The 26,313-nt window shown below is 61.0% G+C and carries 23 protein-coding genes and 1 pseudogene; 15 read left to right on the top strand and 9 right to left on the bottom strand.

Annotation, left to right across the window (positions count from 1 at the left end; translation table 11 throughout):
• Positions 1 to 149 precede the first annotated feature (149 nt).
• The gene (locus B3I26_RS24760) at positions 150 to 626 is read right to left on the bottom strand and encodes a GNAT family N-acetyltransferase (RefSeq protein WP_296261621.1); all 477 of its coding nucleotides are present in this window, start codon (positions 624 to 626) and stop codon (positions 150 to 152) included.
• Positions 627 to 1,044: 418 nt separating this feature from the next.
• Between B3I26_RS24760 and B3I26_RS24755 the strand changes: the two genes are divergently transcribed.
• Complete coding sequence (locus tag B3I26_RS24755) at positions 1,045 to 1,989, top strand: hypothetical protein (protein ID WP_296261620.1); 945 nt, start codon at positions 1,045 to 1,047, stop codon at positions 1,987 to 1,989.
• Between the two features lie 198 nt (positions 1,990 to 2,187).
• Here the strand turns inward: B3I26_RS24755 and B3I26_RS24750 are convergent, their stop codons facing one another.
• The 3 genes from B3I26_RS24750 to B3I26_RS24740 form a co-directional block, all read right to left on the bottom strand.
• The gene (locus tag B3I26_RS24750) at positions 2,188 to 2,958 is read right to left on the bottom strand and encodes a molybdopterin-dependent oxidoreductase (RefSeq protein WP_296261618.1); all 771 of its coding nucleotides are present in this window, start codon (positions 2,956 to 2,958) and stop codon (positions 2,188 to 2,190) included.
• Positions 2,951 to 3,574 (bottom strand): cytochrome b/b6 domain-containing protein, encoded by a 624-nt coding sequence (locus B3I26_RS24745; RefSeq protein ID WP_296261616.1) that lies wholly within the window; start codon positions 3,572 to 3,574, stop codon positions 2,951 to 2,953. Before B3I26_RS24745 ends, B3I26_RS24750 begins: the two co-directional genes overlap by 8 nt.
• Positions 3,575 to 3,780: 206 nt before the next feature.
• Positions 3,781 to 4,386, bottom strand: coding sequence for a hypothetical protein (locus B3I26_RS24740; RefSeq protein ID WP_296261629.1), 606 nt, complete (start codon positions 4,384 to 4,386; stop codon positions 3,781 to 3,783).
• A gap of 327 nt (positions 4,387 to 4,713) precedes the next feature.
• Here B3I26_RS24740 and B3I26_RS24735 point away from each other — a divergent pair, with 327 nt between their 5' ends.
• Positions 4,714 to 5,409 carry a heavy metal response regulator transcription factor gene (locus B3I26_RS24735; RefSeq protein WP_296261614.1) on the top strand — a complete coding sequence of 232 codons (696 nt, stop codon included), beginning with the start codon at positions 4,714 to 4,716 and terminating at the stop codon, positions 5,407 to 5,409.
• Positions 5,382 to 6,794, top strand: a complete 1,413-nt coding sequence (locus B3I26_RS24730; RefSeq protein ID WP_296261612.1) for a heavy metal sensor histidine kinase — start codon at positions 5,382 to 5,384, stop codon at positions 6,792 to 6,794. The genes B3I26_RS24735 and B3I26_RS24730 overlap by 28 nt, the downstream gene beginning before the upstream one ends.
• Before the next feature lie 152 nt (positions 6,795 to 6,946).
• Here the strand turns inward: B3I26_RS24730 and B3I26_RS24725 are convergent, their stop codons facing one another.
• A complete protein-coding gene (locus tag B3I26_RS24725) occupies positions 6,947 to 7,615 on the bottom strand; it encodes a polysaccharide lyase family 7 protein (RefSeq protein ID WP_296261627.1) in 669 nt (222 codons plus the stop codon).
• Positions 7,616 to 8,199: 584 nt separating this feature from the next.
• On the opposite strand from B3I26_RS24725, the gene B3I26_RS24720 reads away from it, so the two are divergent.
• From B3I26_RS24720 to leuD, 9 genes are all read left to right on the top strand, one after another.
• Positions 8,200 to 8,652: a MarR family winged helix-turn-helix transcriptional regulator gene (locus tag B3I26_RS24720; RefSeq protein WP_296261610.1), complete on the top strand. Its 453-nt coding sequence runs from the start codon at positions 8,200 to 8,202 to the stop codon at positions 8,650 to 8,652.
• A gap of 5 nt (positions 8,653 to 8,657) precedes the next feature.
• On the top strand, positions 8,658 to 10,748 hold the full coding sequence (locus B3I26_RS24715; RefSeq protein ID WP_296261625.1) for an FUSC family protein: 2,091 nt from the start codon (positions 8,658 to 8,660) through the stop codon (positions 10,746 to 10,748).
• Positions 10,745 to 10,954, top strand: a complete 210-nt coding sequence (locus tag B3I26_RS24710) for a DUF1656 domain-containing protein (RefSeq protein WP_296261608.1) — start codon at positions 10,745 to 10,747, stop codon at positions 10,952 to 10,954. Before B3I26_RS24715 ends, B3I26_RS24710 begins: the two co-directional genes overlap by 4 nt.
• Positions 10,951 to 11,868 (top strand): HlyD family secretion protein, encoded by a 918-nt coding sequence (locus tag B3I26_RS24705; protein WP_296261606.1) that lies wholly within the window; start codon positions 10,951 to 10,953, stop codon positions 11,866 to 11,868. The genes B3I26_RS24710 and B3I26_RS24705 overlap by 4 nt, the downstream gene beginning before the upstream one ends.
• Positions 11,865 to 13,331, top strand: a complete 1,467-nt coding sequence (locus B3I26_RS24700) for an efflux transporter outer membrane subunit (protein WP_296261604.1) — start codon at positions 11,865 to 11,867, stop codon at positions 13,329 to 13,331. Before B3I26_RS24705 ends, B3I26_RS24700 begins: the two co-directional genes overlap by 4 nt.
• 181 nt (positions 13,332 to 13,512) lie before the next feature.
• Positions 13,513 to 14,346, top strand: coding sequence for an aldo/keto reductase (locus B3I26_RS24695; RefSeq protein WP_296261602.1), 834 nt, complete (start codon positions 13,513 to 13,515; stop codon positions 14,344 to 14,346).
• Positions 14,347 to 14,610: 264 nt separating this feature from the next.
• Positions 14,611 to 16,227 carry an inorganic phosphate transporter gene (locus B3I26_RS24690; RefSeq protein WP_296261600.1) on the top strand — a complete coding sequence of 539 codons (1,617 nt, stop codon included), beginning with the start codon at positions 14,611 to 14,613 and terminating at the stop codon, positions 16,225 to 16,227.
• A gap of 335 nt (positions 16,228 to 16,562) precedes the next feature.
• Positions 16,563 to 17,984: a 3-isopropylmalate dehydratase large subunit gene (gene leuC, locus B3I26_RS24685; RefSeq protein WP_296261598.1), complete on the top strand. Its 1,422-nt coding sequence runs from the start codon at positions 16,563 to 16,565 to the stop codon at positions 17,982 to 17,984.
• Position 17,985: 1 nt separating this feature from the next.
• Positions 17,986 to 18,594: a 3-isopropylmalate dehydratase small subunit gene (leuD, locus tag B3I26_RS24680; protein ID WP_296261595.1), complete on the top strand. Its 609-nt coding sequence runs from the start codon at positions 17,986 to 17,988 to the stop codon at positions 18,592 to 18,594.
• Between the two features lie 200 nt (positions 18,595 to 18,794).
• Here leuD and B3I26_RS24675 read toward each other — a convergent pair whose 3' ends face one another.
• A complete protein-coding gene (locus tag B3I26_RS24675; RefSeq protein ID WP_296261594.1) occupies positions 18,795 to 19,706 on the bottom strand; it encodes a LysR substrate-binding domain-containing protein in 912 nt (303 codons plus the stop codon).
• A 294-nt stretch (positions 19,707 to 20,000) separates the two neighbouring features.
• On the opposite strand from B3I26_RS24675, the gene ssuD reads away from it, so the two are divergent.
• On the top strand, positions 20,001 to 21,137 hold the full coding sequence (gene ssuD, locus B3I26_RS24670; RefSeq protein WP_296261591.1) for an FMNH2-dependent alkanesulfonate monooxygenase: 1,137 nt from the start codon (positions 20,001 to 20,003) through the stop codon (positions 21,135 to 21,137).
• A 119-nt stretch (positions 21,138 to 21,256) separates the two neighbouring features.
• A complete protein-coding gene (locus tag B3I26_RS24665) occupies positions 21,257 to 22,360 on the top strand; it encodes a sigma-54 interaction domain-containing protein (protein WP_296261623.1) in 1,104 nt (367 codons plus the stop codon).
• 158 nt (positions 22,361 to 22,518) lie between these two features.
• Here the strand turns inward: B3I26_RS24665 and B3I26_RS24660 are convergent, their stop codons facing one another.
• Entirely contained in the window at positions 22,519 to 22,854 is a 336-nt protein-coding gene (locus tag B3I26_RS24660; RefSeq protein ID WP_296261589.1) for an antibiotic biosynthesis monooxygenase, read from the bottom strand.
• 177 nt (positions 22,855 to 23,031) lie between these two features.
• On the opposite strand from B3I26_RS24660, the gene soxR reads away from it, so the two are divergent.
• A complete protein-coding gene (soxR, locus tag B3I26_RS24655; protein WP_296261587.1) occupies positions 23,032 to 23,493 on the top strand; it encodes a redox-sensitive transcriptional activator SoxR in 462 nt (153 codons plus the stop codon).
• A gap of 165 nt (positions 23,494 to 23,658) precedes the next feature.
• Here soxR and B3I26_RS24650 read toward each other — a convergent pair whose 3' ends face one another.
• On the bottom strand, positions 23,659 to 25,083 hold the full coding sequence (locus B3I26_RS24650; RefSeq protein ID WP_296261585.1) for an FAD/NAD(P)-binding protein: 1,425 nt from the start codon (positions 25,081 to 25,083) through the stop codon (positions 23,659 to 23,661).
• Positions 25,084 to 25,332: 249 nt separating this feature from the next.
• Positions 25,333 to 25,916, bottom strand: a pseudogene (locus B3I26_RS24645) (helix-turn-helix domain-containing protein).
• Positions 25,917 to 26,313 lie beyond the last annotated feature (397 nt).

The following is a 26,313-nucleotide window of genomic DNA, read 5'->3' as shown; positions in this document are numbered from 1 at the left end:
ACTTTTCGTACAAAACCTAGGCGCTACTGCACCGCTTTTACGAGCAATGGGTCAAACCCTATTAGCGCCGTAGAGCGGTGCGAAGATTACCGTGGCCAATCCACCCGTCGGCAATCATCACGACTGTCGACGAATGGTCAGGTAATGCCTTAAGCATGCGCAAGACGCAGATGAATCAGCGCGACGCGATTGCCACGTTTGTCTTGGCGTTCTTCGATAGCGAACGGTTTAAAACCCAGCTTGGGGTAAAACAGTAGCCCAGGCACATTATGATTAAAGCAGGAGGCGGTGAGTTCCTTGGCCTCATGTTTGCCGAAAGCCAATTCCATCATGCAGCCGATCATGTAGCGTCCGACTCCTTTGGAACGCGCATGCGGGGCGATGATGACGTTACCCATGGAGCACCGGCCGCGAAAATCGTAACGCGAGAAATTGGCGAACCCCACCACCTCTCCGTTCAGCTCGATCACAGTGTTGTCCGAGCGCTGCTCAATCGAGTCACTCAGCTGCGAAGGCGTCAGCGGAAATACCGCTTTAGGAAACATATAAAAGAGCTCATCGACACTCTGTGGCATGTTGCAGATCGCCGGGATGTCTTTTTCTTCCAAAGGACGATGAAGAAACATAGGTGATTTACCTCTCGAAGCGAAGAAACAAAAATCCAGGTGCAAACTATAGAGCAAGCTGACGTCAAGGCGTCGCTCGGATCAATTCGACGTATACGTCTGCCCCGTTGCGGCGTTTTGGAATATGACGCGCTGACTGCATCGGACCTCAATGCTGGGCGAATGTGCCCGATTGTTACGCCAATGTAGCCTCTCACGCGAAGGACCTGTCGCAAGCTACTGATGAGCCTGCACTTATCCCAAACCGGGCAGAACGCCCGCGCCCGACGTGAGGTTCATGCATTTTGCACGACAGGAAGTTCTTTATACATTATTAACTATTTGATTTATAAGAATTTTATTTAAACCAACAGTTGGCACAGCTGCTGCACCCTTCTCCAGCGAAGTCATAACATTAGTCGCACGGAGCAGCACAACAATGAATGTCACGTCTGATACTTATCCTGCCGCAATCGAAGAACACTCCAATGTCTCAGGGGTTTCCTGGGGCGCCATTTTGGCCGGCGCCGCAGGTGCCGCTGCTTTGTCGCTCATTCTCGTCCTGTTAGGTTCGGGCTTGGGTTTTTCGGCGATGTCGCCGTGGGCAAACGAAGGCGCAACCGCTAAAACCATCGGTATCTCCACCGTGGTTTGGCTGGCCTTGACGCAAATCCTCGCCTCCGGCCTGGGTGGCTATATTGCTGGCCGTTTGCGCGTGAAATGGGCGAGCATGCATGGCGATGAAGTGTACTTCCGCGACACGGCGCACGGTTTTCTATCGTGGGCCGTTGCTACGCTGGTTGCTGCAGTGCTGATCGTCGGTTCCGTGAGCGGCTTGGTCGGCAGCGGCGTAAAAGCCGGTGCTACCGCAGTAGCAGGTGTTGCCGGTACGGCTGCAGCGGCTGCAGGTTCTGCTGCCAGCAACACCAGCAGCGATCAATATGGCTATTTTGTTGACACGTTGTTCCGTGACGATCGCCCAGCTGCCGTCAGCGACGACGCTGCCCGCGGTGTCGTTGTTCGTATCTTCACCAAGACGCTGGCGAACGATGGCCAACTGGCTACCGAGGACCGCAACTATCTGGCTCGACTGGTCGCCCAACGTACCAATCTGAGCCAGGCTGATGCACAGGCACGTGTTGACCAAGTCTACGGTCAGGCCAAGCAAGCGGTTGCCGACGCCAAGCTTAAAGCTCAACAAGCTGCTGACGCAGCTGCCAAATACGCCGCCATGACAGCGCTGTGGACCTTCGTTTCCCTGCTGTGCGGTGCCTTTGCAGCCAGCCTCGCCGCAATCTGGGGTGGCCGTCGTCGCGACGCCGTGACCTACCTTGAAACCCGTGCGTACGCCACTACTGCCACTACCACCTCAAACATTCGCTGATCAAGGAGAAAGACTATGCGCTCATTACTTCTGTGGTTCCTGGGTATCCCAATCCCGATCATCATCCTGATCGCACTGTTCATGCATTAATAGCGTCAGCAGCGTAGTAGATGATCCGCGCAGCACCTTCAACAAAGGGCTGCGCGGATTTTTTTTGCCTGTCGAAACCCCCAGTCTGCAAAGTTTTCGATCCTGTCATCAGATACCGCTGAACCAGTTGTAGCCTTGATCCTCCCAATAACCGCCCGGGTAGTCGTTGGTGACGAATATCTCGACGATATGCTTGGGGTTCTTGAAGCCCAGCTTGGTCGGCACGCGTACGCGCAACGGGTAACCGTAGTCAGGTGGCAGCGCAACTTCGCCAAAGTCCAGGGCAAGCAGGGTTTGCGGGTGCAGCGCACTGGGCATATCCAGGCTTGAGTAGTACCGGTCTGCACACTTGAAGCCGACGAATCGGGCCGTCGTATCGGCGCCGATATGCTCCAGGAACGTCTTGAGCGGTACACCGCCCCACTGCCCTATGGCGCTCCAACCTTCGACGCAAATCAATCGAGTGATGTCAGTTCGTTGTGGCAATTGCCGCAGACCTTCCAGGGTCCATGACGCTTTGTCCCGTACCCTCCCCGAAACCGCAAGCTTCCAGTCGGCCACATCCAGGTCCGGGATGTCGTCTTCGCTGTAAAACGCATTGAAGGGGAACGGATTGCGGATTTGCGCCTTGCTGAACGTTGGCGCCAGCTTCTGCCCGCTGAACAGCCAGGCCTGAACCCGATCGTTCCAGCGCGACATGGTCCACAGCACCTTATCGACTTGATCGCCATCCTGCAGGTTGCAGCCAGTGAGCATCGCCATCGCACCGACCGTGAGGCCGCCCTTAAGGAAGTGCCGGCGTTGAAGGTTTTCCAGCTGCCTTTGTTGCGCTGGCTCCAGCCAGATGCGTGCACTGGCGCGTTTTTTCGGTTCAATCATGCTCGACCCTCCCGCTTTGAACGGTCTTGACCCCACCAGTGATCATTGGCAGCAAGGTTTTGGGCACCAGCAGCACCAGCGTCAGGTGCACGACAGTGAATGCACCGATCGCCCCCATTGCGCCAAAGTGCACGAAGCGAGCCAAATCATACCCGCCGAGAACGGCGGTCAAGGCCTGCAACTGGACGGGCTTCCAGATCGCAAGCCCGGAGATCACGATCAACACCCCTGCCGCCAACACCAGCCAATACATAAGTCGCTGAACGGCGTTGTACACGCCCTTCTCGTGCTTGAGCCGAAAGCGCAGGGCGTCGGACAGGTCGCGCTTGATCGCCTTGGGACTGACCGGCAGCAAGTCATGCTTGAAGTGTCGGCTGAACACGCCGTACAGCACGTAGAGCACACCATTGATCAGCAATAGCCACATCACTGCAAAGTGCCAGGCCAGTGCCCCGCCGAGCCAGCCGCCCAACGTCAGGTCTTTTGCGAAGGAAAAGCGAAAGAGCGGTGAAGCGTTGTAGATGCCCCAGCCACTCATGAACATGCAGACCATGCCAAGGGCATTGATCCAGTGCGTGAGGCGAACGGGCCAGGGGTGAATTCTGATTTTTTTCATGATTGAAGGCTCAACACGGCGCTATGAAACCTTGAAACGCTGCGGTCTGATCTTTGAATCGCCGCCGAACCTGTGCAAGCTTGCGCAGGTTACGACGCTGGCGAGTGCGGCCCGTGCCGGACAACGCCGTCGCCACCGTCGTAACGCTGCGAATCTTCCACAGGGTGTGAAAAACCGCAGCGAACTCTGCGGTCAGCAAATTGCCTTTACATCGGGGGCTGGAAGCCATCCTTGCCCACCGCTACGCCGCGCGCGGTTTTGCCGTCTTCGCCCGGGAATACCACGATCTTGGCACCTTTGACCAATTCGTCGACCTTGCCCGCTTCCACGTAGGCGATGGGCACATCGTCCGGCACCACCAGCTGCTTCTCGCCCCCTTTGTAGCTCACGCTCAACGTACGGCCATTGGCCTGGGTCAGTTTGCCCACGGTGCCGTTGGTCATGGTGCCAGTGCTACCGTCAGCATTCTGCCAGCCGTAATGACCTTCGCCGCTGCCCTTCAGGCTAGCCTCGAACACGGTGACTTCCAGCGCCTTGAGTGTGCCGTCAGCCTGCGGGGTAGCGGCCGAACCGATGAAGCTGTCGGACTTGATCGATCCGACGTCGGTTTTCGACACCAGTCGTACACCGGTCTTGTCAGTCAGGCCGATGCTCTGATGCGCGCCGCTGCGGGTGGTGAAGTTCAGCGTATTGTTCTCAACACTATCGACCGTGCCGCGCAGTGGCTTGATCACCGGCATGTCGGCGGCCGATGCCATAACAGCCGCGCTCAACGCAAGCAGACCAAAGGTGGTGGACAGTGCAGTCTTCATTTTCATTATGATTTTCCTTAAGGGCAGTTTGCCTTGAGAGCGGTATGAGACGTTGCAGTTGAGACGTTGCAGTTGGGCTTTGACTAACTCCCATCCTGCTCCCCAAACCCGCACCGGACAATGACCGAGCGATGACATTTTTGTCATTGGCAGCACCGGGTTCGAGGCCCACCGCCGATGACAAAAATGTAACCGTGCGCGTGCCGGCAGTTGGTTACACTTCGCAGGCAGCGCGGCATCCAGCCGATCCGACCGGCCTTGACCCTTTCCCCCTCCAACACCGCGCCCGGTCATGCCGCCCGAGACGCGAAACGAGCCTTTCGCACGATGCACATCCTGCTAATCGAAGACGACACCAAGACCGGCGAGTACCTGAAAAAGGGCCTTAGCGAATCCGGCTACAAGGTCGATTGGACCCAGCACGGCGCTGACGGTCTGCACATGGCGCTGGAGCAACGCTATGACCTGCTCGTGCTGGACGTCATGCTGCCGGGCATTGATGGCTGGCAGATCATTGAAATCCTGCGTGCCAAACAGGCTGTGCCGGTGCTGTTTCTGACCGCTCGCGACCAGTTGCAGGACCGTATTCGCGGGCTGGAACTGGGCGCTGACGATTACCTGATCAAACCATTTTCCTTCACCGAATTGCTGTTGCGCATCCGCACCATCCTGCGCCGCGGCGTGGTCAGGGAAGCCGATCACTTTCATCTGGCCGATCTTGAGATGGACCTGTTGCGCCGCCGCGTGACCCGCCAGCAGCAGGTGATCACCCTGACCAACAAGGAGTTCGCCCTGCTGCACCTGTTGCTGCGCCGTGAAGGCGAGGTGCTGTCCAGAGCGCAGATCGCCTCGGAAGTCTGGGACATGAATTTTGACAGCGACACTAACGTGGTCGACGTGGCGATAAAGCGCCTGCGCAGCAAGATCGACCTGCCCTACCCGACCAAATTGATCCACACCGTGCGCGGGATCGGTTATGTCTGCGAGGTGCGGCCATGCGAGCCCGACGTCCCCCCTCTCTGACGCTGCGCTCGACGCTGGCCTTCGCGATCGTCGCGATGCTCGCTGTGGCCGGCGCCGGCATGTATCTGTACGAAACCATGAAAGCCGCGATCATGACCCGCAGCGATCATGCGGTGCTGGCTCGGCTCGATCATTTTCGCAAGCTGCTGCATTACGACCTCACGCTCGACACCCTGCAAAGCAGCCCTCAACTGTTCGAAAACATGCTGGACAGCGAAGACGACATTTTCATCATCGGCGAGCCCGACAAGGCCCCGTTGATTCTGGTCAATCCACTCCACGCGCCGCTGCCGCCGATGCCGGTGGTCGCGGCCGGGCAGCCGTTGAGCGCCGCCGATCTGCGCAGCGCCATCGTCAACCCGGACGTACCGATGCGCGCCGCCACGGTGGAGGCGATGTCCGGTGGCAGGGTCGTGCACCTGACGGCCGCGCACCTGGCAGTCAAGGAAATGGCCACGCTGGCGAGCTTTCGCAATCGCATCCTGTTCGCCATCGCGCTGGCATTTGCCTTCACCGCCGGGTTGGGCTATCTGCTGCTGCGCAGGGGCCTGCGACCGCTGCGGCGAATGGCCGAGCATGCCGCGGCCATTACCCCGGCACGCTTGGACAGCCGCATGGACAGCAGCGACACGCCAGTTGAATTGCAGCAGTTAAGCGACGCTTATAACGGCATGCTTGACCGGCTGGCCGACGGCTACCAGCGACTGACGCAGTTCTCCGCCGACCTGGCTCATGAAATCCGCACGCCTGTGGGTTCGCTGATGGGGCATTGTCAAGTAGCGCTGCGCCAACCGCGCAGTGTGGACGAGTACCAGGTGTTACTGGCCTCCAATCTGGAGGAGCTTGAACGCATCTCGCGCATGGTCGAAAGCATTCTGTTTCTCGCACGTGCCGATGACGCTCAGGCCGCGCTGAATCTCCAACCGCTGGACCTGACCGATGAACTGCAACGAGTAGCAGGCTATTTCGAAGGTCTGGCCGAAGAACGGCAGATGAATCTGCGTACGGCGGGAGAAGGTCATTTGCAAGCCGACCCGCTGCTGCTACGCAGGGCCTTGAGCAATCTGGTGGCCAACGCGATCCGGTATGCCGATGAGGGCAGCACCATCGACATCCGTGTCGTGGCAGGAGACGACTCATGTCGGCTCGAAGTGGACAATCAAGGGCCAGTCCTGAACGATTCGGCCCTGGACAAACTGTTCGACCGCTTCTATCGCGGCGACGCATCGCGCCATCAGCGTTCCGATTCCAACGGCTTGGGATTAGCCATCGTTGCGGCAATCATGCAGTTGCATGGAGGGGCGGTGACGGTGACGCAACCGGTGCCCGGCAGGATTTGTTTTTCGCTGGTCTTCGCGGCACAGGACAATGTCCGCAAGGCGTAGGCGCCCGCCTGGCGGGAATGTGCCGCAAAGCGATAGCCAATCAGCCAACCTGGCCACGCCAGATGCGCCCCATACGCGGGTTTATTGCCGCTGCGCAGCGGATCGCCGGCACGCCAGGCGCCTACCGGCTGTGCGCAAAATCAAAAGCGGCTTCAGGCCTTCGGGTCGTGGGCAATCTGCAGCTTGTAGAACGTCGCAGCCCCGCCTTCGGTCGCGTACCCGGTGTTGTCCTGGGTGTAGACGCCGGCCTTGAAATACAGCTGCTTGCCGCTCCAGCTCCCATCCAGTTTCGCCGCCCATTGCATGTCGTGGGCGGTGACCGTCAAATCGCCGGATGGCGTCAGGTGGATGGTGTAGCTGAAACGCTCCTTGAGCAGCACCCCGGTTGCGATTTGAATCACCTCGGGCTCGGACGTCGGCGTCAGGCGGAATTTGGCGACGATGTTGCCGGTTTGGGTTTTTTCCTTGTACTGGTACTCGACCTTGAGCAGCGGCTCGGTGCTGCCATAGCAATGAATCTGGCCGATGACGATTTTTCCGCTCGACGGCACCTGGTCCACGGTCAACGCAGCGCGCAGGAAATTGTCCGCCTGACTGTAGGTCCAGTTGTGCGCCGCGCCGTTGGCGTAGGTTTCCCGCAACTCGGTGCGCGGGTAAATGGCGTTATCAGTCCTTGATCCAGTCACCGGCGCCCAGAAGAACAGCGTGTCTCCAGAACGGAAGTAACCATCCGTGTAACCACCGAGCAGTTTCGGCGTATCGATGGTGGCTGCGGGGATGCCCACAGGTTCGGAAAGGTTCCAGGTGGCAAGGTCGATCATGTTGCGCTCATTGGGTGCGACATGCGCACCAGCAAAGGGATGTGTCTGGAACAGGGCTTTGCGCCCCATGCCTGTCGCCTTTGCTATCGGCTGAATCGGTTGTTCTTTAATCAGGCCAGCAGTCAAGAAACCGCCGAAATCCGACGAAAAACGATCCCTGCCATTATTGCGACATCACTGATTTAAGACGCCCGATTAACGGTGTACAGGCCCAGGCAGCGAAAATCGGGCCTTGCGTATTGCAGGGGCGGCGTCATTTTTTTGGATGGACACGATCAGAGTTTTCAAAATAAGTTCGTGGTAATCAGAAAAAGCCGACAGACGGTCACAATTTTTACAAGTAGTCGCGCCTCGGCAGGGTGCGGGCAGCCTTCCCGATGTCCTCGGCCGCTCTATTACGGGCGTGCAAAGTCGCCCCCAGGCGCGCGGCCCTCAATTTGGCGAAGCGCGGTGCCATTCATCCCAATTTCATTTGACGAAAAAGGATTGTTACAGGATATTAATAGTTAGCAACCTAATAGTACGGCGACTAATCATTCACCGTCTAACCAAACCCTGTCTGTCGATCAATCAGTGGCACCCTCATGACCCTAGACTCACTGCAAATGCACATCACCGGCGGCGTGGTCGCGGCTTCTCGCCAGTGGCGCCGCGTGTGCCAGGCAACGCTGATGAATTACGGCGTGTCCGAAGCCTGCGCGGGTCCACTGCTGATGATCGCGCGGCTGGGTGAAGGCGTGCGTCAGGTCACCGTGGCCCAGGCATGTGGCCTGGAGAGTCCTTCGCTGGTGCGCCTGCTCGATCAGTTAGGCAAAGCCAATCTGGTGCAACGCACCGAAGACCCGACCGACCGCCGGGCCAAGGCCCTGAGCCTGACCGAGGAAGGCCGCGCGCTAGCCGACTCTATTGAAGACGAATTGATCCGCCTGCGCCGGGATGTGTTCAGCGACATTGCCACAGCCGACCTGGAGGCCACCCTGCGGGTGTTCAAGGCGTTCGCCAAAGCCAGCCCCATGGGGCCGGAGCTGTCATCTTGAAAGACATGTTCAAAGGTTTCTTTCAGGGCGTCCCGCCCTCGCGCGACTGGTTTTACGGCGTGCGCACCTTTGCCGCGTCGATGCTTGCGCTGTACCTGGCGTTGATCTTCGAATTGCCGCGGCCCTATTGGGCCATGGCGACGGTGTACATCGTTTCCAGCCCCTTTGTGGCACCTACCAGCTCCAAGGCGCTTTATCGTGCGGCGGGTACGTTTCTCGGCGCTGCAGCGTCGGTGGTGCTGGTGCCGATGTTTGTTCAGACCCCCTTTCTGCTGGCGGTGGTCATCGCCCTGTGGACCGGCACCCTGCTGTTCCTCTCCCTGCACCTGCGCACAGCCAACAGCTATGCATTGATGCTGGCGGGCTACACCATGCCGCTGATTTCCTTCCCGGTGGTGGATAACCCGCAGGCGGTATTCGACATCGCCGTGTCGCGGACCGAGGAAATCCTGCTAGGCATCGTCTGCGCCGCCGTCATCGGTGCAATGTTCTGGCCTCGCCGCCTGGCCCCGGTGCTGGTGGATTCCATGGGCAAATGGTTCAACGACGCTTGCACCTACAGTGACCTGTTTCTGGCGCGCAGCGCTACCCCGGAAACCGTCGGTGCCTTGCGCACGGCCATGGTCGGTACCTTCAATAGCCTGGAGCTGATGATCGGCCAATTACCCCACGAAGGTGCCCACCGCCAGACCGTGCGCAATGCCAAGGAGTTGCGTGGACGCATGATTCACCTACTGCCGGTCATCGATGCCCTGGACGATGCACTTTGGGCGCTGGAACGCCGGACCCCGGAATGGGTGGCCGACCTCGCGCCGCTTATCCTCGAATGCCGCGACTGGGTAGAAACAACCACTCAGGGCGCGCCTATCGAATATTGGCAGGCCTTGCACAACGAGCTCGACCGCCTGCAGCCCACGCCAGCCCAACTGGATGACCGTCGCCAACTGCTGCTGTCCAACGCGCTTTATCGTCTACGTGAATGGATCGACCTGTGGCAGGACTGCCGTAGCCTGCAGTTTGCTATTGAAAACGACGATCGCCGGCCCTGGCGCGCGGTCTATCGTCACTGGCGCCTGGGGCGTCTGTCACCGTTTCTGGACAAAGGCATGATGCTGTACTCGGTGGCCACCTCGGTCAGCGCCATCATTGTCGCGTCGACCCTGTGGATTCTGCTGGGCTGGCAGGATGGCGCCAGTGCGGTCGCGCTGGCGGCCGTTGCGTGCAGCTTCTTCGCAGCGATGGATGACCCTGCCCCGCAGATCTATCGCTTCTTCTTCTGGACCATGCTGTCGGTAGTCTTCGCCAGCCTTTATCTGTTCGTGGTGTTGCCCAATCTGCATGACTTTCCGATGCTGGTGCTGGCATTTGCCGTGCCGTTCATCTGCGTCGGCACACTGACCGTGCAGCCGAAGTTCTACCTGGGCACGCTGCTGACCATCGTTAATACCGCGTCTTTCATCAGCATCCAGAGCGCGTACGACGCTGACTTTCTCAATTTCGTGAATGCTAACCTCGCGGGCCCGGCGGGTCTGGCCTTTGCATTCGTCTGGACCCTGATCGTGCGGCCATTCGGCACCGAAGTGGCGGCCAAACGCCTGACCCGGTTCAGCTGGCGCGACATCGTTGCACTGAGCGAGGAGGCGAGCCTGGCCGAACACCGGAAAATGGGTGTGCGCATGCTCGACCGCCTGATGCAGCACCTGCCGCGTCTGGCCATCACGGCGCAGGACACCGGCGTTGCGCTGCGCGAGGTGCGGGTGGCGCTGAATATGCTCGACCTGCTGGCCTACATGCCGCGGGTGCATGCTGTACCACGGCAGTTGCTGCGCCAGGTCGCCACCGAAGTCGGCAGTTATTTCCGCGCTTGCCTCAAAGCGAGTGAGCGTTTACCGGCGCCCAAGGGTCTGTTGATGACCATGGACCGCGCCCGCCGCTCGCTGACGTTCGACTGGATGGGCGATGACGAATCGCGCCTGCATCTGTTGCATGCCCTGAGCGGACTGCGCCTGGCCCTGCTGCCGGGAGTGGAGATCGTGGATGTGCTCGCCGAGCAGGAAGAACAACCCCCGTATGGCATCGATGGAGCGCCACTGTGATCGGTGATCTGGATATCGGCGGGATTTTCCTGCCTACCTTTCTGGTGCTGATGGGCATCGCTTATGTGATTTTTCTAGTGGTCCACGCCGTACTGTCGCGTGCCCACTTCTACCGCCTGGTCTGGCACCGGGCTTTGTTCAACGTCGGTCTATACGCTCTGCTGCTCGGCGTCGTGGATACCCTTGGTCGATACCTGATGAAATGAAAAAACCTCTACTGACTCTGGGCCGTATGGTCCTGACCCTGCTGGTTGTGATCCTCGCCGCGTTCGTGGTCTGGCGCATGGTGATGTATTACATGTATGCCCCCTGGACCCGGGACGGGCATATACGAGCCGACGTGATCCAGATCGCGCCGGACGTCTCCGGCCTGATCCAGAAGGTCTCGGTCGCCGACAACCAGGCCATCAGCAAGGGCCAGGTGCTGTTCACCATCGACCAGGACCGTTTCCGCCTGGCCCTGCGCCAGGCCCAGGCGACCGTGGCCGAGCGCAAGGAAACCTGGGAGCAGGCCCAACGTGAAAACAAGCGCGATCGCGGCCTGGGTAATCTGGTTGCTCGCGAACAACTGGAAGAAAGCCAGTCCAAGGAAGCCCGTGCGCTGTCGGCGTTGAACGAGGCGCAGGTGGCGGTGGATGCCGCACAACTGAACCTGGACCGCTCGGTGATTCGCAGCCCGGTTGACGGCTACCTCAACGACCGTGCGCCGCGGGAGCATGAATTCGTCAGCGCCGGGCATCCGGTGCTGTCGGTAGTTGACAGCGCCTCGTACCACATTGACGGCTATTTCGAAGAAACCAAGCTGGACGGTATTCACGTCGGTTCAGCAGTGGACATTCGGGTGATCGGCGACAACGCCCGCTTGCGTGGGCATGTGGTGAGCATCGTCGCCGGTATCGAAGACCGCGACCGCAGCAGCGGCTCCAACCTGCTGCCCAACGTCAACCCTGCGTTCAGCTGGGTGCGTCTGGCCCAGCGCATTCCGGTGCGGATCGCCTTCGACGAAGTGCCAGGCAATTTCCGCATGATCGCCGGACGTACCGCGACGGTGTCGATCATCGATGATGCGGTGGTCGACCAAAACGCAGGCAACGCCTCGGATAAAGGAGTCGCGCAATGAAACCCGGCGTGTGCCTGCTGTCTGTCGGGCTGGGCCTGCTTCTATCGGCCTGCACCGTGGTCGGACCCGATTACAAGTTGCCCAAAGACACGGCCGTCAATCGCGCCGACTTGCAAGGTGAACTGGCGGGGTCCTCCGCCAACGTGGTATCGGCGCCGGTGCCGCCGGACTGGTGGCGACTGTACAACGATCCCAAGCTCGATGAGCTGGTGCACCAGGCCCTGGCTTCCAGCGCCGATTTGCGTGTCGCCGCCGCCAACCTGCAGCGCGCGCGTTATCAGACCAACGAAGCCGAGGCCGCCGGGGGGTGGAGTGGCAATGCCAAGGCAGGCGCACAACGGTTGCAAGAGGCCGGACAGGCCTATCTGTTGCCGGAAAAAGTGCCGGTGGCCAATGTCGGCGACGCGAGCCTGAGCACGTCGTATCAGTTCGACCTGTTCGGCGTGCTGCAGCGCGGCATCGAAGCGGCAGAAGCCAGCGCCGATGCGGCCCAGGCGGCAGCCGACACTGCGCGGATCACATTGGTTGCCGATGTCGTGCGTTCGTACACGCAAATCTGCGCGGCCAACGAGGAGCGCAACATCGCCCTGCACTCGCTGGATTTACAACAACAGAGCCTGAACCTGACCCAACGGCTGCGCGACGCCGGTCGCGGCGACGAAACCCAGGTCACTCGCTCGCAGACCCAGTACAAGTCCCTGCGCGCCGACCTGCCGCGTTACGAAGCCGCGCAAAAGACCGGGCTCTATCGTCTCTCGATGCTGCTGGCCAAGCCACTGGATCAACTGCCCAGGGGCGTGGCCGAATGCGCCGAGCTGCCCCACATCGCGCAGGTGATGCCAGTGGGCGACGGCGCCGCGCTGCTTAAGCGTCGTCCTGATGTGCGCCAGGCCGAACGGCGCCTGGCGGTGTCCAGTGCCGGAATCGGTGTGGCCACCGGCGAGCTGTACCCGGACATCAGCATCGGCGCCACGGTAGGCACCGTCGGTATCCTCAAGGAACTTGGCGAGCCATCGACCAATCGTTGGGGTTTTGGCGGGGTGATCAACTGGACCATCCCTTCCAATGGTGCCCGCGCACGGATTCGCATGGCCCAGGCCTCGAATCAGGCGGCGCTGGCCCATTTCGACGGGGTGGTGCTCAACGCGATTCGCGAGGCGCAGACCGGTCTGTCGCAATACACCGCGCTGCTGGAACGTCGCGATGCCTTGATTGATACCGAAAAATCGGCGAAACAGGCGGCCGATCAAACTCACCGCTTCTTTATGGCAGGCCGCGAATCCTTCCTCGCCGACCTGCAGGCGACCCGGACGTACACCGACGTGACCGCGCAGCTGGCAGCGGCCAACACTCAGGTGGCGATGGAACAGATCGACCTGTTCCTGGCATTGGGCGGCGGTTGGGAGAATGAGCGACAAGCGCCTGCCCAGGTCAAAGCCACGGCCACACAGCAGACCCGATAATAACCGCCAAGCTACACATTCCCTCGTAGCCGTGCTGCTTGTCGGCGGTGGCGATCCCGAAGCCACCGCCGCCGGCAAGCCGGGCGGCTACATGGAAGGCGCCCTCCCCCGACATGCAACGGAACCCCTGCCCGTCTGCACTGCCTGATCTCTGTACACACCCATCAGCAGGAGGCATCCCATGCGCACTCTCCAACTGGCAGACAAAACCGTTCCCGTCATCGGTCAAGGCACCTGGCGCATGGGCGAGGACCCTCATCGACGTCAGGACGAGGTGTCAGCCCTGCGGCGGGGTATCGAGCTGGGCCTGACCCTGATCGATACCGCTGAGATGTATGGCGAAGGCGGCGCCGAAACAGTGGTGGGCGAGGCCATTGCCGGCAAGCGCGATCAGGTCACCCTGGTGAGCAAGGTCTACCCCCACAACGCCAGCCGTAAAGGTATTCCGGCGGCCTGTGAGCGTAGCCTGCAACGGATGAAAACCGATTACATCGACCTCTACCTGCTGCACTGGCCGGGCTCCTATCCGCTGGATGAAACCGTCGAGGCCTTCGAGCGACTGCGTGAGACGGGCAAGATCGGCCGATGGGGCGTGTCGAACTTCGACGTCGCGGACATGCTTGAACTCAGTGCCTTTGCCGTAGACAGTGCCTGCGCCACCAACCAGGTGCTCTACAACCCCGAGGAACGCGGCATCGAATTCGACCTGATGCCCTGGATGCAAGCCGCCAACACGCCGCTCATGGCCTACTGTCCTATCGGTCAGGCAGGTGATCTGCTGAACAACCCGGCGATCCTCGAAGTCGCCAAGCGCCACGACGCCACACCGGCCCAGATCAGTCTGGCGTGGGTGCTGCGCCAAGACGGAGTGATCGCCATTCCCAAGGCCGTCGATCCGCATCACATTCGATTGAACGCTGATGCCGCACAGATCGAGCTCAGTATCGATGACGAGTTGCTGATCGACACGGCATGGGCTGCGCCTCTGCGCAAGAAGCGGCTGGCAATGGTCTGATTCGCCGCTGTAGCGGGCCGGTTTGCTAACAATAGCGCCTATGAGATCGCTTGTCGGCAAACCGGCCCCCTGTAGGCTCGCGGTCGTCAAACCGATTTCATCAAGCTGCAGCCCCCGACATCCAGCGCCTCCTCGTCACGAAACACCTTTGATCTTATTTGCACCCTCGGCGCATCAAATCGACGCTAAACATGACCTGCGTCGCATCCCTGTCATAATTTGTAATGATCATGTTCACCATCCCCTCTCAATAGGATGCGAATCATGGCCACTCCCACGCTGGCTAAGGGCACCTTGGCACAAAGTGCCGGGTTGAGTGCTCAATTCGGCCGCAAGCCCGGCGTCCGGACGATGGTGGTCTTCTTCGTTGTACTGGGCCTGGGCCTGCTGTACACGGCCTTCAGCCTGAAACAGGACATGGATGAACTGGGCACGGTGGTGTTGACCTGGACCCCGTTCCTGCTACTGGGCGTTGCGTTGTTGATTGCGTTGGGCTTCGAGTTCGTCAATGGTTTCCACGACACTGCCAACGCGGTGGCCACCGTTATCTACACCCATTCCCTGCCGCCGAATATCGCGGTGGTCTGGTCGGGGGTGTTCAACTTTCTGGGGGTGCTGTTTTCCAGCGGTGCCGTGGCGTTCGGCATCATTGCCCTGCTTCCGGTCGAACTGATCCTGCAAGTCGGCTCGTCCGCCGGCTACGCGATGATCTTCGCCTTGCTGATCGCGGCGATCCTATGGAACCTGGGCACCTGGTGGCTGGGCCTTCCCGCCTCCTCGTCGCATACCCTGATTGGTTCGATCATCGGCGTAGGGGTGGCCAATGCGCTGATGCATGGCCGCGATGGCACCAGTGGAGTGGACTGGTCGCAAGCCACCAAGGTCGGCTACTCGCTGTTACTCTCGCCGCTGGTGGGCTTCACCTGCGCCGCACTGTTGCTGCTGGCGCTGCGCATGTTCGTCAAGAACCGTGCGCTGTACAAGGCGCCAGAGGGCAATACGCCACCACCGATCTGGATTCGCGGCCTGTTGATTCTGACCTGCACCGGCGTGTCCTTCGCGCACGGCTCCAACGACGGCCAGAAAGGCATGGGCCTGATCATGCTGATTCTGGTGGGCACTTTGCCGATGGCTTACGCCTTGAACCGCGCCATGCCGGCCGACCAGTCGTTGCAGTTCGCCGCCGTGGCGCAGGTCACCCAACAGGCACTGACCCAATCGGCGCCCTTGCCGGCCCCCGCCGATTCGCGACAGACCCTGGCCACCTACATCCGCGATAAACAGCCAACGCCGCAGCTGGTTCCGGCGCTGGCGGTGATGGCGGGCAAGATCGGCGATCAGGTCGCCAGCTACGGCTCGCTGGCCAAGGTACCGGCCGAAGCCACGGCCAACGTGCGCAACGACATGTACCTGACGTCCGAAGCTATCCGCTTGATGGACAAGCACAAGGTCGGCCATTTCAACGCCGACACCCAAGGCAAGGTCGATCTGTTCAAGCAGCAGATCGACACTGCCACGCGCTTCATTCCGGTGTGGGTCAAGATCGCCGTGGCCATCGCACTGGGCCTGGGTACCCTGGTCGGCTGGAAACGCATCGTGGTGACCGTCGGCGAGAAAATCGGCAAGACCCACCTGACCTACGCCCAGGGCGCCTCGGCGGAGGTCGTCGCGATGCTTACCATTGGCGCGGCGGACATGTACGGCCTGCCAGTATCGACCACTCACGTGCTGTCGTCGGGCGTAGCCGGCAGCATGACCGCCAATGGCGCGGGCCTGCAGATGCGCACCTTGCGCAACCTGGCATTGGCCTGGGTGCTGACACTGCCCGCGGCGATCGTGCTATCCGGTGGCCTGTATTGGTTATTCACGCGGATTTTCTGATCGCACTGCTTCCCTTTCTCTCCTTCCCAGGCGCTTAAGCGCCTGTTTTTTTGCTTCGGCTCCCGTAAATCGCCCATTTGAACGTTGGCAGACCCCTGGCCCGTGAGAAACATCGAAGGGTACAACGGCAGGCCACTGGCCTTGTGGGAAACGCAGGAGGTTACGACGGCAGCGAATGCAATGCATCGTCCAACCACCTGGAGGGGAAAACGCCGTTATCGATCACGATCCATGTTCCACGCCCTCACCTTTGGGCCATTGATGGCCACCCTCGGCTGGCTAAGATAAGGGGGTCCAGACTGCCTGGACGTGATTCCTACAGGTAAGCGCCCCTCATGAACCCAACAAGAACGCTCTACGACAAACACATCGATTCGCATACCGTGTGCAAGCTCGATGATCAGGGGCATGTGCTGCTCTACATCGATCGTCAGGTAATCAACGAATACACCAGCCCGCAAGCCTTCAGCGGGCTGCGCGAGGCCGGGCGCGGCGTGTGGCGACCACGAAGCGCGCTGGCGGTGGTCGATCACGTCAACCCCACCCATCCACGCCGGGTGGCCGCCATGGCCGATCCGGGCGGTGCGCTGCAGGTCTCTTATCTGGCCGACAACTGCGAGAAATTCGGTATCGAACTGTTCGACGTGCTCGACAAACGCCAGGGTATCGAACATGTGATCGCACCCGAGCAGGGCTTCGTTCTGCCGGGCATGGTCATCGCCGCCGGTGACAGCCACACCACCACCTACGGCGCGCTGGGTGCCTTCGGATTCGGTATCGGCACCTCGGAAATCGAACACCTGCTGGCCTCGCAGACGCTGGTCTACAAGCGCCTGAAAACCATGCGTGTAACCCTTGAAGGCGAGCTGTCCTGCGGCCTGACCTCCAAGGACGTGATCATGGCGCTGATCGGCAGGATCGGCGCATCGGGCGCCACCGGCTACGCCATCGAATTTACCGGTTCGACGGTCTCGGCCCTGAGTATCGAAGCGCGCATGACCATCTGCAACATGGCCGTCGAGGCAGGCGCACGTGGCGCCTTCATGGCCCCGGACGAGAAAGTCTTCGCCTACCTCAAGGACAAGCCCCGCGCGCCGAAAGGCGAGTTATGGAAGCGCGCAGCTGCCAGTTGGAAACGGTTGCACAGCGACGCGGATGCCGTGTTCGACCGCGAAATCCGGCTCGACGCCCGCGACCTGCAACCGATGGTCACCTGGGGCACCAGCCCGGATCAGGCAGCAGCGATCGACGCCAGCGTGCCGGACCCGGAAGCCATTGCCGACCCGATCCTGCGTCAGGACATGCGCCGCGCCCTGACCTACATGGGCCTGGAGGCCGGCATGCCGCTGCAAGATATCGTCATCAGTCACGCTTTCATCGGTTCCTGCACCAATGCCCGGATCGAAGACCTGCGCGACGCCGCCAGCGTGGTGCGTGGCAAACGGGTGGCCGGCCATGTGCGCGCGATGATCGTCCCTGGCTCCACTGCCGTGCGCGATCAGGCCGAAGCCGAAGGCCTGGCGTCGATCTTCCGCGATGCCGGATTCGAGTGGCGCCAATCGGGCTGTTCGATGTGCCTGGCGATGAACGACGATGTACTGGCCCCCGGCGACCGTTGCGCGTCGAGTACCAACCGCAATTTCGAAGGCCGTCAGGGCGCTGGCGCGCGTACTCATCTGATGAGCCCGGCGATGGTCGCCGCGGCCGCCATTACCGGACACCTGACCGACGTTCGCAGCCTGCAGGGGAGTTTTTGAGATGCAGCCCTTTACTCGCGTTACCGGCAAGGCCGCGCCGATGCTGGCGGCTAATATCGATACCGATGTGATCATGCCCAAGCAGTTTCTTAAAGGTATTGATCGCTCGGGGCTGGATCGCGGCGTGTTCTTTGACCTGCGCTTTGTGCCTTCGGGAGAACCGGACCCGGAATTCATCCTCAACCAACCGGGCTGGCAAGGCGCGAAATTCCTGGTAACCGGGCCCAATTTCGGCTGTGGTTCGAGCCGCGAGCACGCGGTCTGGGGCCTCAAGCAAACAGGCATTCGAGCACTGATCGGCAGCAGCTTCGCGGGGATTTTCCACGACAACTGCCAGCGCAACGGCGTGCTGACCATCGTGCTTCAAGAGGCGCAGGTGCAGGCGTTGGGAAAGGTCATCAGCCAGGCACACAGCGCGCAGATCGAGGTTGATTTACCCGCGCAGCAAATCCGTTTGCAGGATGGTCGGGTCATGCCGTTCGCGATCGATGCGCTGAGCAAGGACGCGCTGTTGTCGGGCCTCGATGCGATTGGCAGCACGTTGCAAAGGCGCGAGCAGATTCTGGCGTTCGAGCAGCGGCATTTGGCGCACAATCCCTGGCTGGCATGATATGCGCGGCGCTGCTTCTGCCGAAGATGCAGGCGCGTGGCTTGCCCGCGATCTGCGCAGCGACAGCAACTCTTGCCCATTCGGCGTCTCTGGATCTCCGCGCCTGCTGATTCGCTGCCGCTCCCAGTCAGAGTGAAGGCAAGCCAGCGCCAGCGGCTTGGGCCAGAAGCGGAGCGGCGTCAGGGTGAAAAACGACCTCATTACGACAACCCCTGAAAATGAGCCTGCAAAAACTCCACGCACGCCCGCAATTTGCCTGAATTGGCCAGCCGCGTCGGATACACCGCCCAGACGTTGGCGCTTTCGGTGTACTGCGGCAGTACTTGCACCAGCCGGCCCTGCTCCAGAAATGGCTTGACGTCCCACAGCGAACGTTGCAACACGCCCCTGCCGTCGAGCCCCCACTGCAACACGATCTCACCGCTGTTGGACGACAAGGGCCCGCTTACCCGCACCGTTTCCTTCACACCGTCACATTCGACATGCCAGACACCAAAGGCATTATCGCGCTCCTTAATCACCAGGCAGTCGTGCTGCTCCAGATCGGCCAACTGCTGCGGGGCGCCGCGTCGGTCCAGGTAAGCCGGGGCCGCGCAGAGAACCCGGCGGTTGCTCACCAGTTGCCGGCCTATGTGCTGGCCAGGAATGTCATCGCCCACGCGGATTTCCAGATCGAAGCCTTCGCTGACGATATCGACCACCCGGTCGAACAGGTCCAGACGCACTTCCAGGTCGGGATACGCCTCGGCCAGCCTAGAGATCGCCGGGGCCACGTGATTGCGCCCGAAGCCGAACGAGCTGCACAGGTGCAGCTTGCCGCGCGGCGCCGAATGGGCGTCGGACAGTTCGTCATGCAGCCGCTGAAAGTCTTGCAGAATGCGCACCGCCCAGCGCTGCACCCGCTCCCCGTCTTCGGTCAGCGCCACCTTGCGACTGGTGCGGTGCAACAGCCGGGTAGCCAGGGTCGATTCGAGAATCTGGATGCGTTTGCTGACATAGGCCGGCGACAGACCCAGTTCATCCGCAGCTGCAGCGAAACCGGCCTTGCGGATCACGGTGAGAAATACCCGCAGGTCTTCGGGCAGGGGCGCCACTTCTTTTTTTGAGGCCATGCGACTTCTTTTGGGTAGAGGACATAGAGGCGTCGACCCCGGCAGCCGACCACCTTGCTGGCCGCGGCGTCGGCGAAACCGCCATGTCAGCGAGCCGGACAGCTACAGGAGGGTTCAATCAAAGCTCGGGCAAGAATAACACTGCAGATAAAGCCTGCGTTTCAAAACGTAAATGCAAGTATATCTCCAAAAGGTCTAAAAATATGGGATTCAGTTCTTTTACGGAATAAATCCTAACCTCTATAAATAGCCGACTTATTCCAAAAGCCACCGATTCCGCTCGAAGGATTTCTCATGGATGTTTTCTGGTTTCTACCGACACACGGCGACGGCCATTTTCTAGGGACTGCCCAAGGCGCACGCCCAGTGACGCTCAATTACCTGAAGCAGGTGGCCCAGGCTGCCGACGATCTGGGTTATCACGGCGTGCTGATCCCGACCGGGCGTTCCTGCGAAGACTCCTGGGTGATCGCTTCGGCGCTGGTGCCGCTGACCGAGCGCCTGCGCTACCTGGTGGCCATTCGGCCAGGCATCATTTCCCCGACCGTTTCGGCGCGCATGGCGGCCACGCTGGATCGCCTGTCCGGCGGGCGTCTGCTAATCAACGTCGTCACCGGTGGCGACCCTGATGAAAACCGTGGCGATGGCAGCTTCCTAAGCCACAGCGAGCGCTATGAAGTCACCGATGAATTCCTCAAGATCTGGCGCCGCGTGCTGCAGGGCGAGGCCGTGGACTTCGAAGGCAAGCACTTGAAAGTGCAAAACGCCAAGGCCCTGTACCCGCCCATCCAGAAGCCCTACCCACCGCTGTATTTCGGCGGGTCTTCCGAGGCCGCCCACGAACTGGCGGCCGAGCAGGTCGATGTGTACCTGACCTGGGGCGAACCGCCCGCTGCTGTCGCCCAGAAGCTGGCTGACATTCGCGAACGCGCCGCGCGCAATGGTCGCACCGTCAAGTTCGGGATTCGCTTGCATGTGATCGTGCGTGAGACCAGCGAGGAGGCCTGGAAAGCCGCCGACAAGCTGATTGAGCACATCAGCGACGATACCATCGCCGCCGCGCAGAAATCCTTCTCGCGCTTTGACTCCGAAGGCCAACGGCGCATGGCCGCGTTGCATGACGGGCGCCGCGACAACCTGCAAATCGCTCCCAACCTGTGGGCCGGCGTCGGCCTGGTACGCGGCGGCGCAGGTACGGCGCTGGTCGGTAACCCGCAGGAAGTTGCCGCGCGGATCAAGGAATACGCCGACCTGGGCATCGAGAGCTTCATCTTCTCCGGCTACCCGCATCTGGAAGAAGCCTACCGCTTCGCCGAGCTGGTATTCCCGCTGCTGCCTGAGCCGTATCGCAGCCTGGCCGGGCGCGGCATCACCAACCTGACCGGTCCGTTCGGCGAAATGATCGCCAACGATTTGCCGCCGCAGAAGTAAGGTTTCATCGCGCTTGCGTCCCCACAAAAACTGATCGTTTCCGCGCCCTGCCGGGGAGCGATCAGTCAAGGAGCCCCTACATGACCGCCAGCGTCCCGTTTCAACCACAAGTGATCCCCATGCAGCTACTCACGTTACCGCCCTCACCGGCCCTGGCTACCTCGATTCGCGCCACCGCTCAAGTGTTCGAAGACCCCAAATCCCAAGCCCTGCTGGCCCACGTGCAACAGGTCGCACCCAGCGACGCCAGCGTGCTGATCATCGGCGAAACCGGCACCGGCAAGGAGTTGGTCGCACGTCATATCCATAACCTGAGCGGTCGTCGGCATCAGCCCTTCGTGGCGGTCAACTGCGGCGCCTTTTCGGAGTCGCTGGTGGAGGCCGAGCTGTTCGGTCACGAGAAAGGCGCCTTTACCGGTGCTCTGACCGCCAAGGCCGGCTGGTTCGAGGAAGCCAACGGCGGCACACTGTTCCTCGACGAGATCGGCGATCTGCCGATCGCCATCCAGGTCAAACTGCTGCGCGTGTTGCAAGAGCGTGAAGTGGTGCGCCTGGGTTCGCGCAAAAGCACGCCGATCAACGTGCGCGTGCTGGCGGCCACCAACGTGCAACTGGAACGCGCGATCAACGCGGGGCATTTCCGTGAAGACCTGTTCTATCGCCTGAACGTGGTCAACCTGGAGCTGAGCACCCTGCGCGAGCGGCCCGGCGACATCATGCCGCTGACCCGGCATTTCATCGGCGTCTACAGCCAGCGCCTGGGCTGTGGTCCGATCCAGATCAGCAGCGATGCCGAACACAAGCTGCGCGCCTACAGCTGGCCGGGCAACATTCGCGAGCTGGAAAACGTCATCCATCACACCCTGCTGATTTGCCGCAACGGGGTGATTCAGGCCAGCGACCTGCGCCTGTCGAACCTGCGCCTGGAGCGCCAGGAAGAGTCCTCGGCGCTGGTCGACGACTCCACCGACGCCCTGCTCGCCCGGGCCTTTCAGAAACTGTTCGAGGAACAGGCCGGCGCCCTGCATGAAAAAGTCGAAGACGCCCTGTTGCGGGCGGCGTATCGCTTCAGCCACTACAACCAGGTGCATACCGCACAGCTGCTGGGCCTGAGTCGCAACGTGATTCGCGCACGGCTGATCAAAATCGGTGAGCTGGCCGTAAACAAACGACGTCCAGGCGAGCAACTGCAGGGCGACCGGATGATGCAGTTGTCGGTTTGACTCCGAAGACCCGCTGCCTGACCTGACACCTTCGCTGCCGTCGTACCGACAGCGGCTCCCCTAGAGGCTGCGCCAGCCTGAGCCAGTGCAACGGCAATGAATCTGCGGGAGCCGCTGGAGCTGTGCGACAGTAGCGAATGCATTCGTCGTCCGTGAAACTACCGCGGGCCGACCGTTTCCCCCACCAGTTCGTAGCCATTGAACGTCAGCGCCGTGGCGCGGTGGGCGCGGATCATCTCCCACAAATCCCCCTCGCCCTGCTCGGCATTAGTGAAGGCCTTCTCACAGTCCGTTCTGGATCGCCACAACACATGGCTGAGCACCCGAGTGTGATCCTCGCTCAACTGCACGCTGGCGCGGATGAAGCCTGGGTAGGTGCGGATGAAGCGCTCCATGCGCTCGTTCAGGGCCGCTACCAGACCCGCTTGATAGCGCGCATCCAGCACGAATTCGATGAACTGGCTAAAGGGAAGGTTTGAGTCTTGTGAAGTCATGAACGCTCTCCGCTGGTGACTGATGTCGCTGGGCTGGGTGCTGCCTGGCCCATTCATGCAAGTTACGATTCTCGTGCCGCATGGCCTGTTGCGAACCGACGCTGCGCAGGGTAAAACCTCCACTTAACTAGAGGTCAAGCGCCTTTTGCCCATTTATCGGCTTGCCAAGGAATTGCAATGCGCACCATCGAGTCCCCCCACTTGGCCCGGGAATTGACCGTAGGCCAACTGTCGGCGCGCAGCGGCGTGGCGATTACCGCGCTGCGCTTCTACGAAGCCCGCGGACTGATCACTAGCCAGCGCAACGCGGGCAACCAGCGCCGCTACCCGCGCGATGTGCTGCGCCGAGTGGCACTGATCAAGACTGCGCAACGCCTGGGCATTGCGCTGGCCACCATCCAGACAGCACTGCAAACGCTGCCCCAGGATCGCCCCCCCAGCCTCGAAGACTGGGCGCGGCTGTCGGAACGCTGGAAAGCTGACCTCGACGCTCGCATCAATGGGCTGACAGCCCTGCGCGACCAGCTCAACGGCTGCATCGGCTGCGGTTGCCTGTCCATGCAGGCCTGCCCGCTGCGCAATTGGGGCGACAATCTTGGGGCAGAAGGCGCAGGACCTCGGTTGCTGGATCAAGCTTGAAAGTTTTGCGGGCCTCCAGAATGCCCGCGAACGGTCGGCGAGCGACAAATGCGTTTACTGCATGGCCAGTTCAACGGGTGGGTCGCCTGGAGCAGCGAGTGGGTCACGGCCATGGCTGCAACTACAACCGGCGCCTCTGCCTTCGCGGGCCGGCATGCGGCGCGGCTACAGCGCGACCAACCGCGCCGCCAACGCCTTGGCCTGCAACGCCACATCGGTCACAGCGGTGCTTTCCCACCACAGACCGCGCAACGGTGGGCCCAGGGCAAACAGGCGGTCGCAGACCTGCCCCTTGGCGTCCAGCACCGCGCCTCCGGGGTCCGCCGCGATGCCCAGCGCCAATGGCCCTGGCTGAATCAGACCGCGTGCCAGCAACTGTTTGGGCAAGGCGCGATCAACCCGACGCCAGTCGTATTGAATGCCTGTGGAGTTGATCAAGGCCTCACCGCTCACCTCGATCGGCTGGTTTTCGCCGCGATAGCGAAGGCTGATTCGCACCTGCCCTGCCTCGCGATTGCCTACCGCCTGCAACGAGGCGGCGTGCACGTTCAGACGTCCCTCGTGCTGCAGCCGGTCCAGCAATTGCGCGCTGAGCGGTGGTGAACGGTGGTGATGGCTTTCCCACCAGGGCCTTAAATGGCGTATGAACTGGCGACGTTGACGATCGGTGGCCTGACTCCAAAGCCGCGGGATATGTGCCCGCACCGTGTCCAGAGGCGACTGCCAGTCGATGCCTTGGGAGTTCGCCTGTTCGCATTGCTCACGTAGCGCACGCACCAGTTGACGGGGGCTGCGTATGCCGTGATCAGCGGCCAGAAAATCAGGCCAGCCCGGCGGCTGGCGGCGCACGTGAGGCAGCAGACCATGGCGGGAGAACACATCGATGGGGCCGCGATGCCCGGCCTGTTCCAGTGAGACCAGGGCGTCGACCATGGTCAGGCCGGAGCCGATGATCAGCACACGCCCCTGGGGATCGAGCTGACGCATCGCCTCGACATCCCACGGGTCCACCGCTGCGGCGTTCAGCGTGTCGGTTTTCCCGTCAGGGTGCCGCTGCGGCGTGCGTGCGGCAGCGAACATTCCGGTGGCCAGCACACCGAAACGTCCGCTCAGCTGCGTCTTATCGGTCAGCGTGAGGTGTATGCCAGAAGCGTCGGATTGCAGATCGATGACCTCACCGCGCACATGCTCAACGCTCGATCCCTGGTGCGCGCCCACTGCCCGGGCCTCGGCCAGACGTTGCTGAACGTACAACCCGAAAATTCCACGAGGTGGAAACAACTCAGCCACCGGCACATGCTGCACGTCCGATTCGGGCCAGCCGCCTGCGGCGATGAAATCGCTCAGCCAGCAGGTCAGGTCATCGGGGTCGTCGGGATCGACACTCATGCGCGCAGCGTTGCCGTTGAGGGTGTGACCCAATTCGGTGGCGCTGTAGGCCTCGCCGCGACCCAGTTCGCTGCGCGATTCGACGATCAGGACGCGCCGCTGCCCCGGGAGCCGCAACAGCTGCACCGCGAGCATCGTACCGCTAAGGCCGCCACCGACGATCAGGATGTCAGCGTCGGATTGAGGGGTGTCTGGGGTCATTGTGGTTCGCCTTGTCTTCGCCGCGATAGCGCATGCCCAACTATGGCGGGCAGGCGGATGGATTCAAACACGACCCCGGGAGGTGCGTTTCGGTATGAAGGATGCAAGGCGCGCAGCGTGCCGGGATAGAAGCGTTTTGCTGGGCGAAAAGTGGGCAAAGTGCTGATGAGGTGTTGCCGGGGAAACAGACTGGACCACGATACAGCGCTTGACGTGCGGCGACATGAAAGGCGCTACTGCCTGGCCTGTTTACAAGACAACGCTCCTGACAAAGCGCAGCCTGGCTGACTCTTCGTTGCGGTAGGCATATGGCCGGTTGCTTGAGAACATCAAGAACGCCCCAGCCTCAACCTCGTGGGTGTGCCGGCAACCACCACGGTCAAGCGGCCTTCGATCACATACACCTGCTCGTTCCAGCCATCGGGGTCAGCCTCTGAAGCGCAGGCTTCGCCCGGTTGCAGCGCGAGGGTCCATCGTTCTACACCGCTGCGCGCAGCGGCTTTGGCCAGCAATACCGCCTGGCTGCCCCGCAGCGAGCCTGCCCAGGCAACCTCGTTGATACGACTAGGATTTCGCTCGTCCGGTGCCTGGATCAAGTCGCTGAAGGCTACGCCCAACGCCTCGGCCTCGCGATCGGGCGTAGCCAGGCTGACGTTTCTCTCCCCCGCCTCGATCGCCACCAGCATGCGCCGGCTGACCCCGGACTGTTGCGCCAGACGGGTCTGGCTCAGGTCTGCGGCATGCCGCAAACGCCGTACATTGAGGCTGACGTGTTGCAATACCGATGCGCGTTGCGGATGTTCGTTGTGCCCTGGATCACTTCCCCTTGGCATCCTGCGCGATATAGTGCTCGGCCTTTGGCTATCACACATCAGGCTTCTGCCCGGATTTCTGCTCCCTGACACCCGAATGCTCTACTCCCTGACTCCAGATACACCGAGTCGCCCGGATTTGCTGCCGGTGCCCGGCAGATCGCTGGCAAGCCAGCTCCTACGGCCTTCGGCCAGAATCAAGAGCAAAATCCGCTGCAATCTGCTTCTGCTCCTACGGCCTTCGGCCAGAATCAAGAGCAAAATCCGCTGCAATCTGCTTCTGCTTCTACGGTCTCGGCCAGAATCAAGAGCTATAAAATCGTCGCAATCTGCTTCTGCTTCTACGGTCTCGGCCAGAATCAAGAGCTATAAAATCGCTGCAATCTGCTTCTGCCCAGAGGGCGTAGGAGTTCAGCTT

The sequence above is a fragment of the Pseudomonas sp. UBA5706 genome, from assembly GCF_002419965.1.
Classification (GTDB): Bacteria; Pseudomonadota; Gammaproteobacteria; order Pseudomonadales; family Pseudomonadaceae; genus Aquipseudomonas.
Note: the sequence above shows the minus strand (reverse complement) of the source record. Positions and strands in the feature narration are given on the sequence as shown.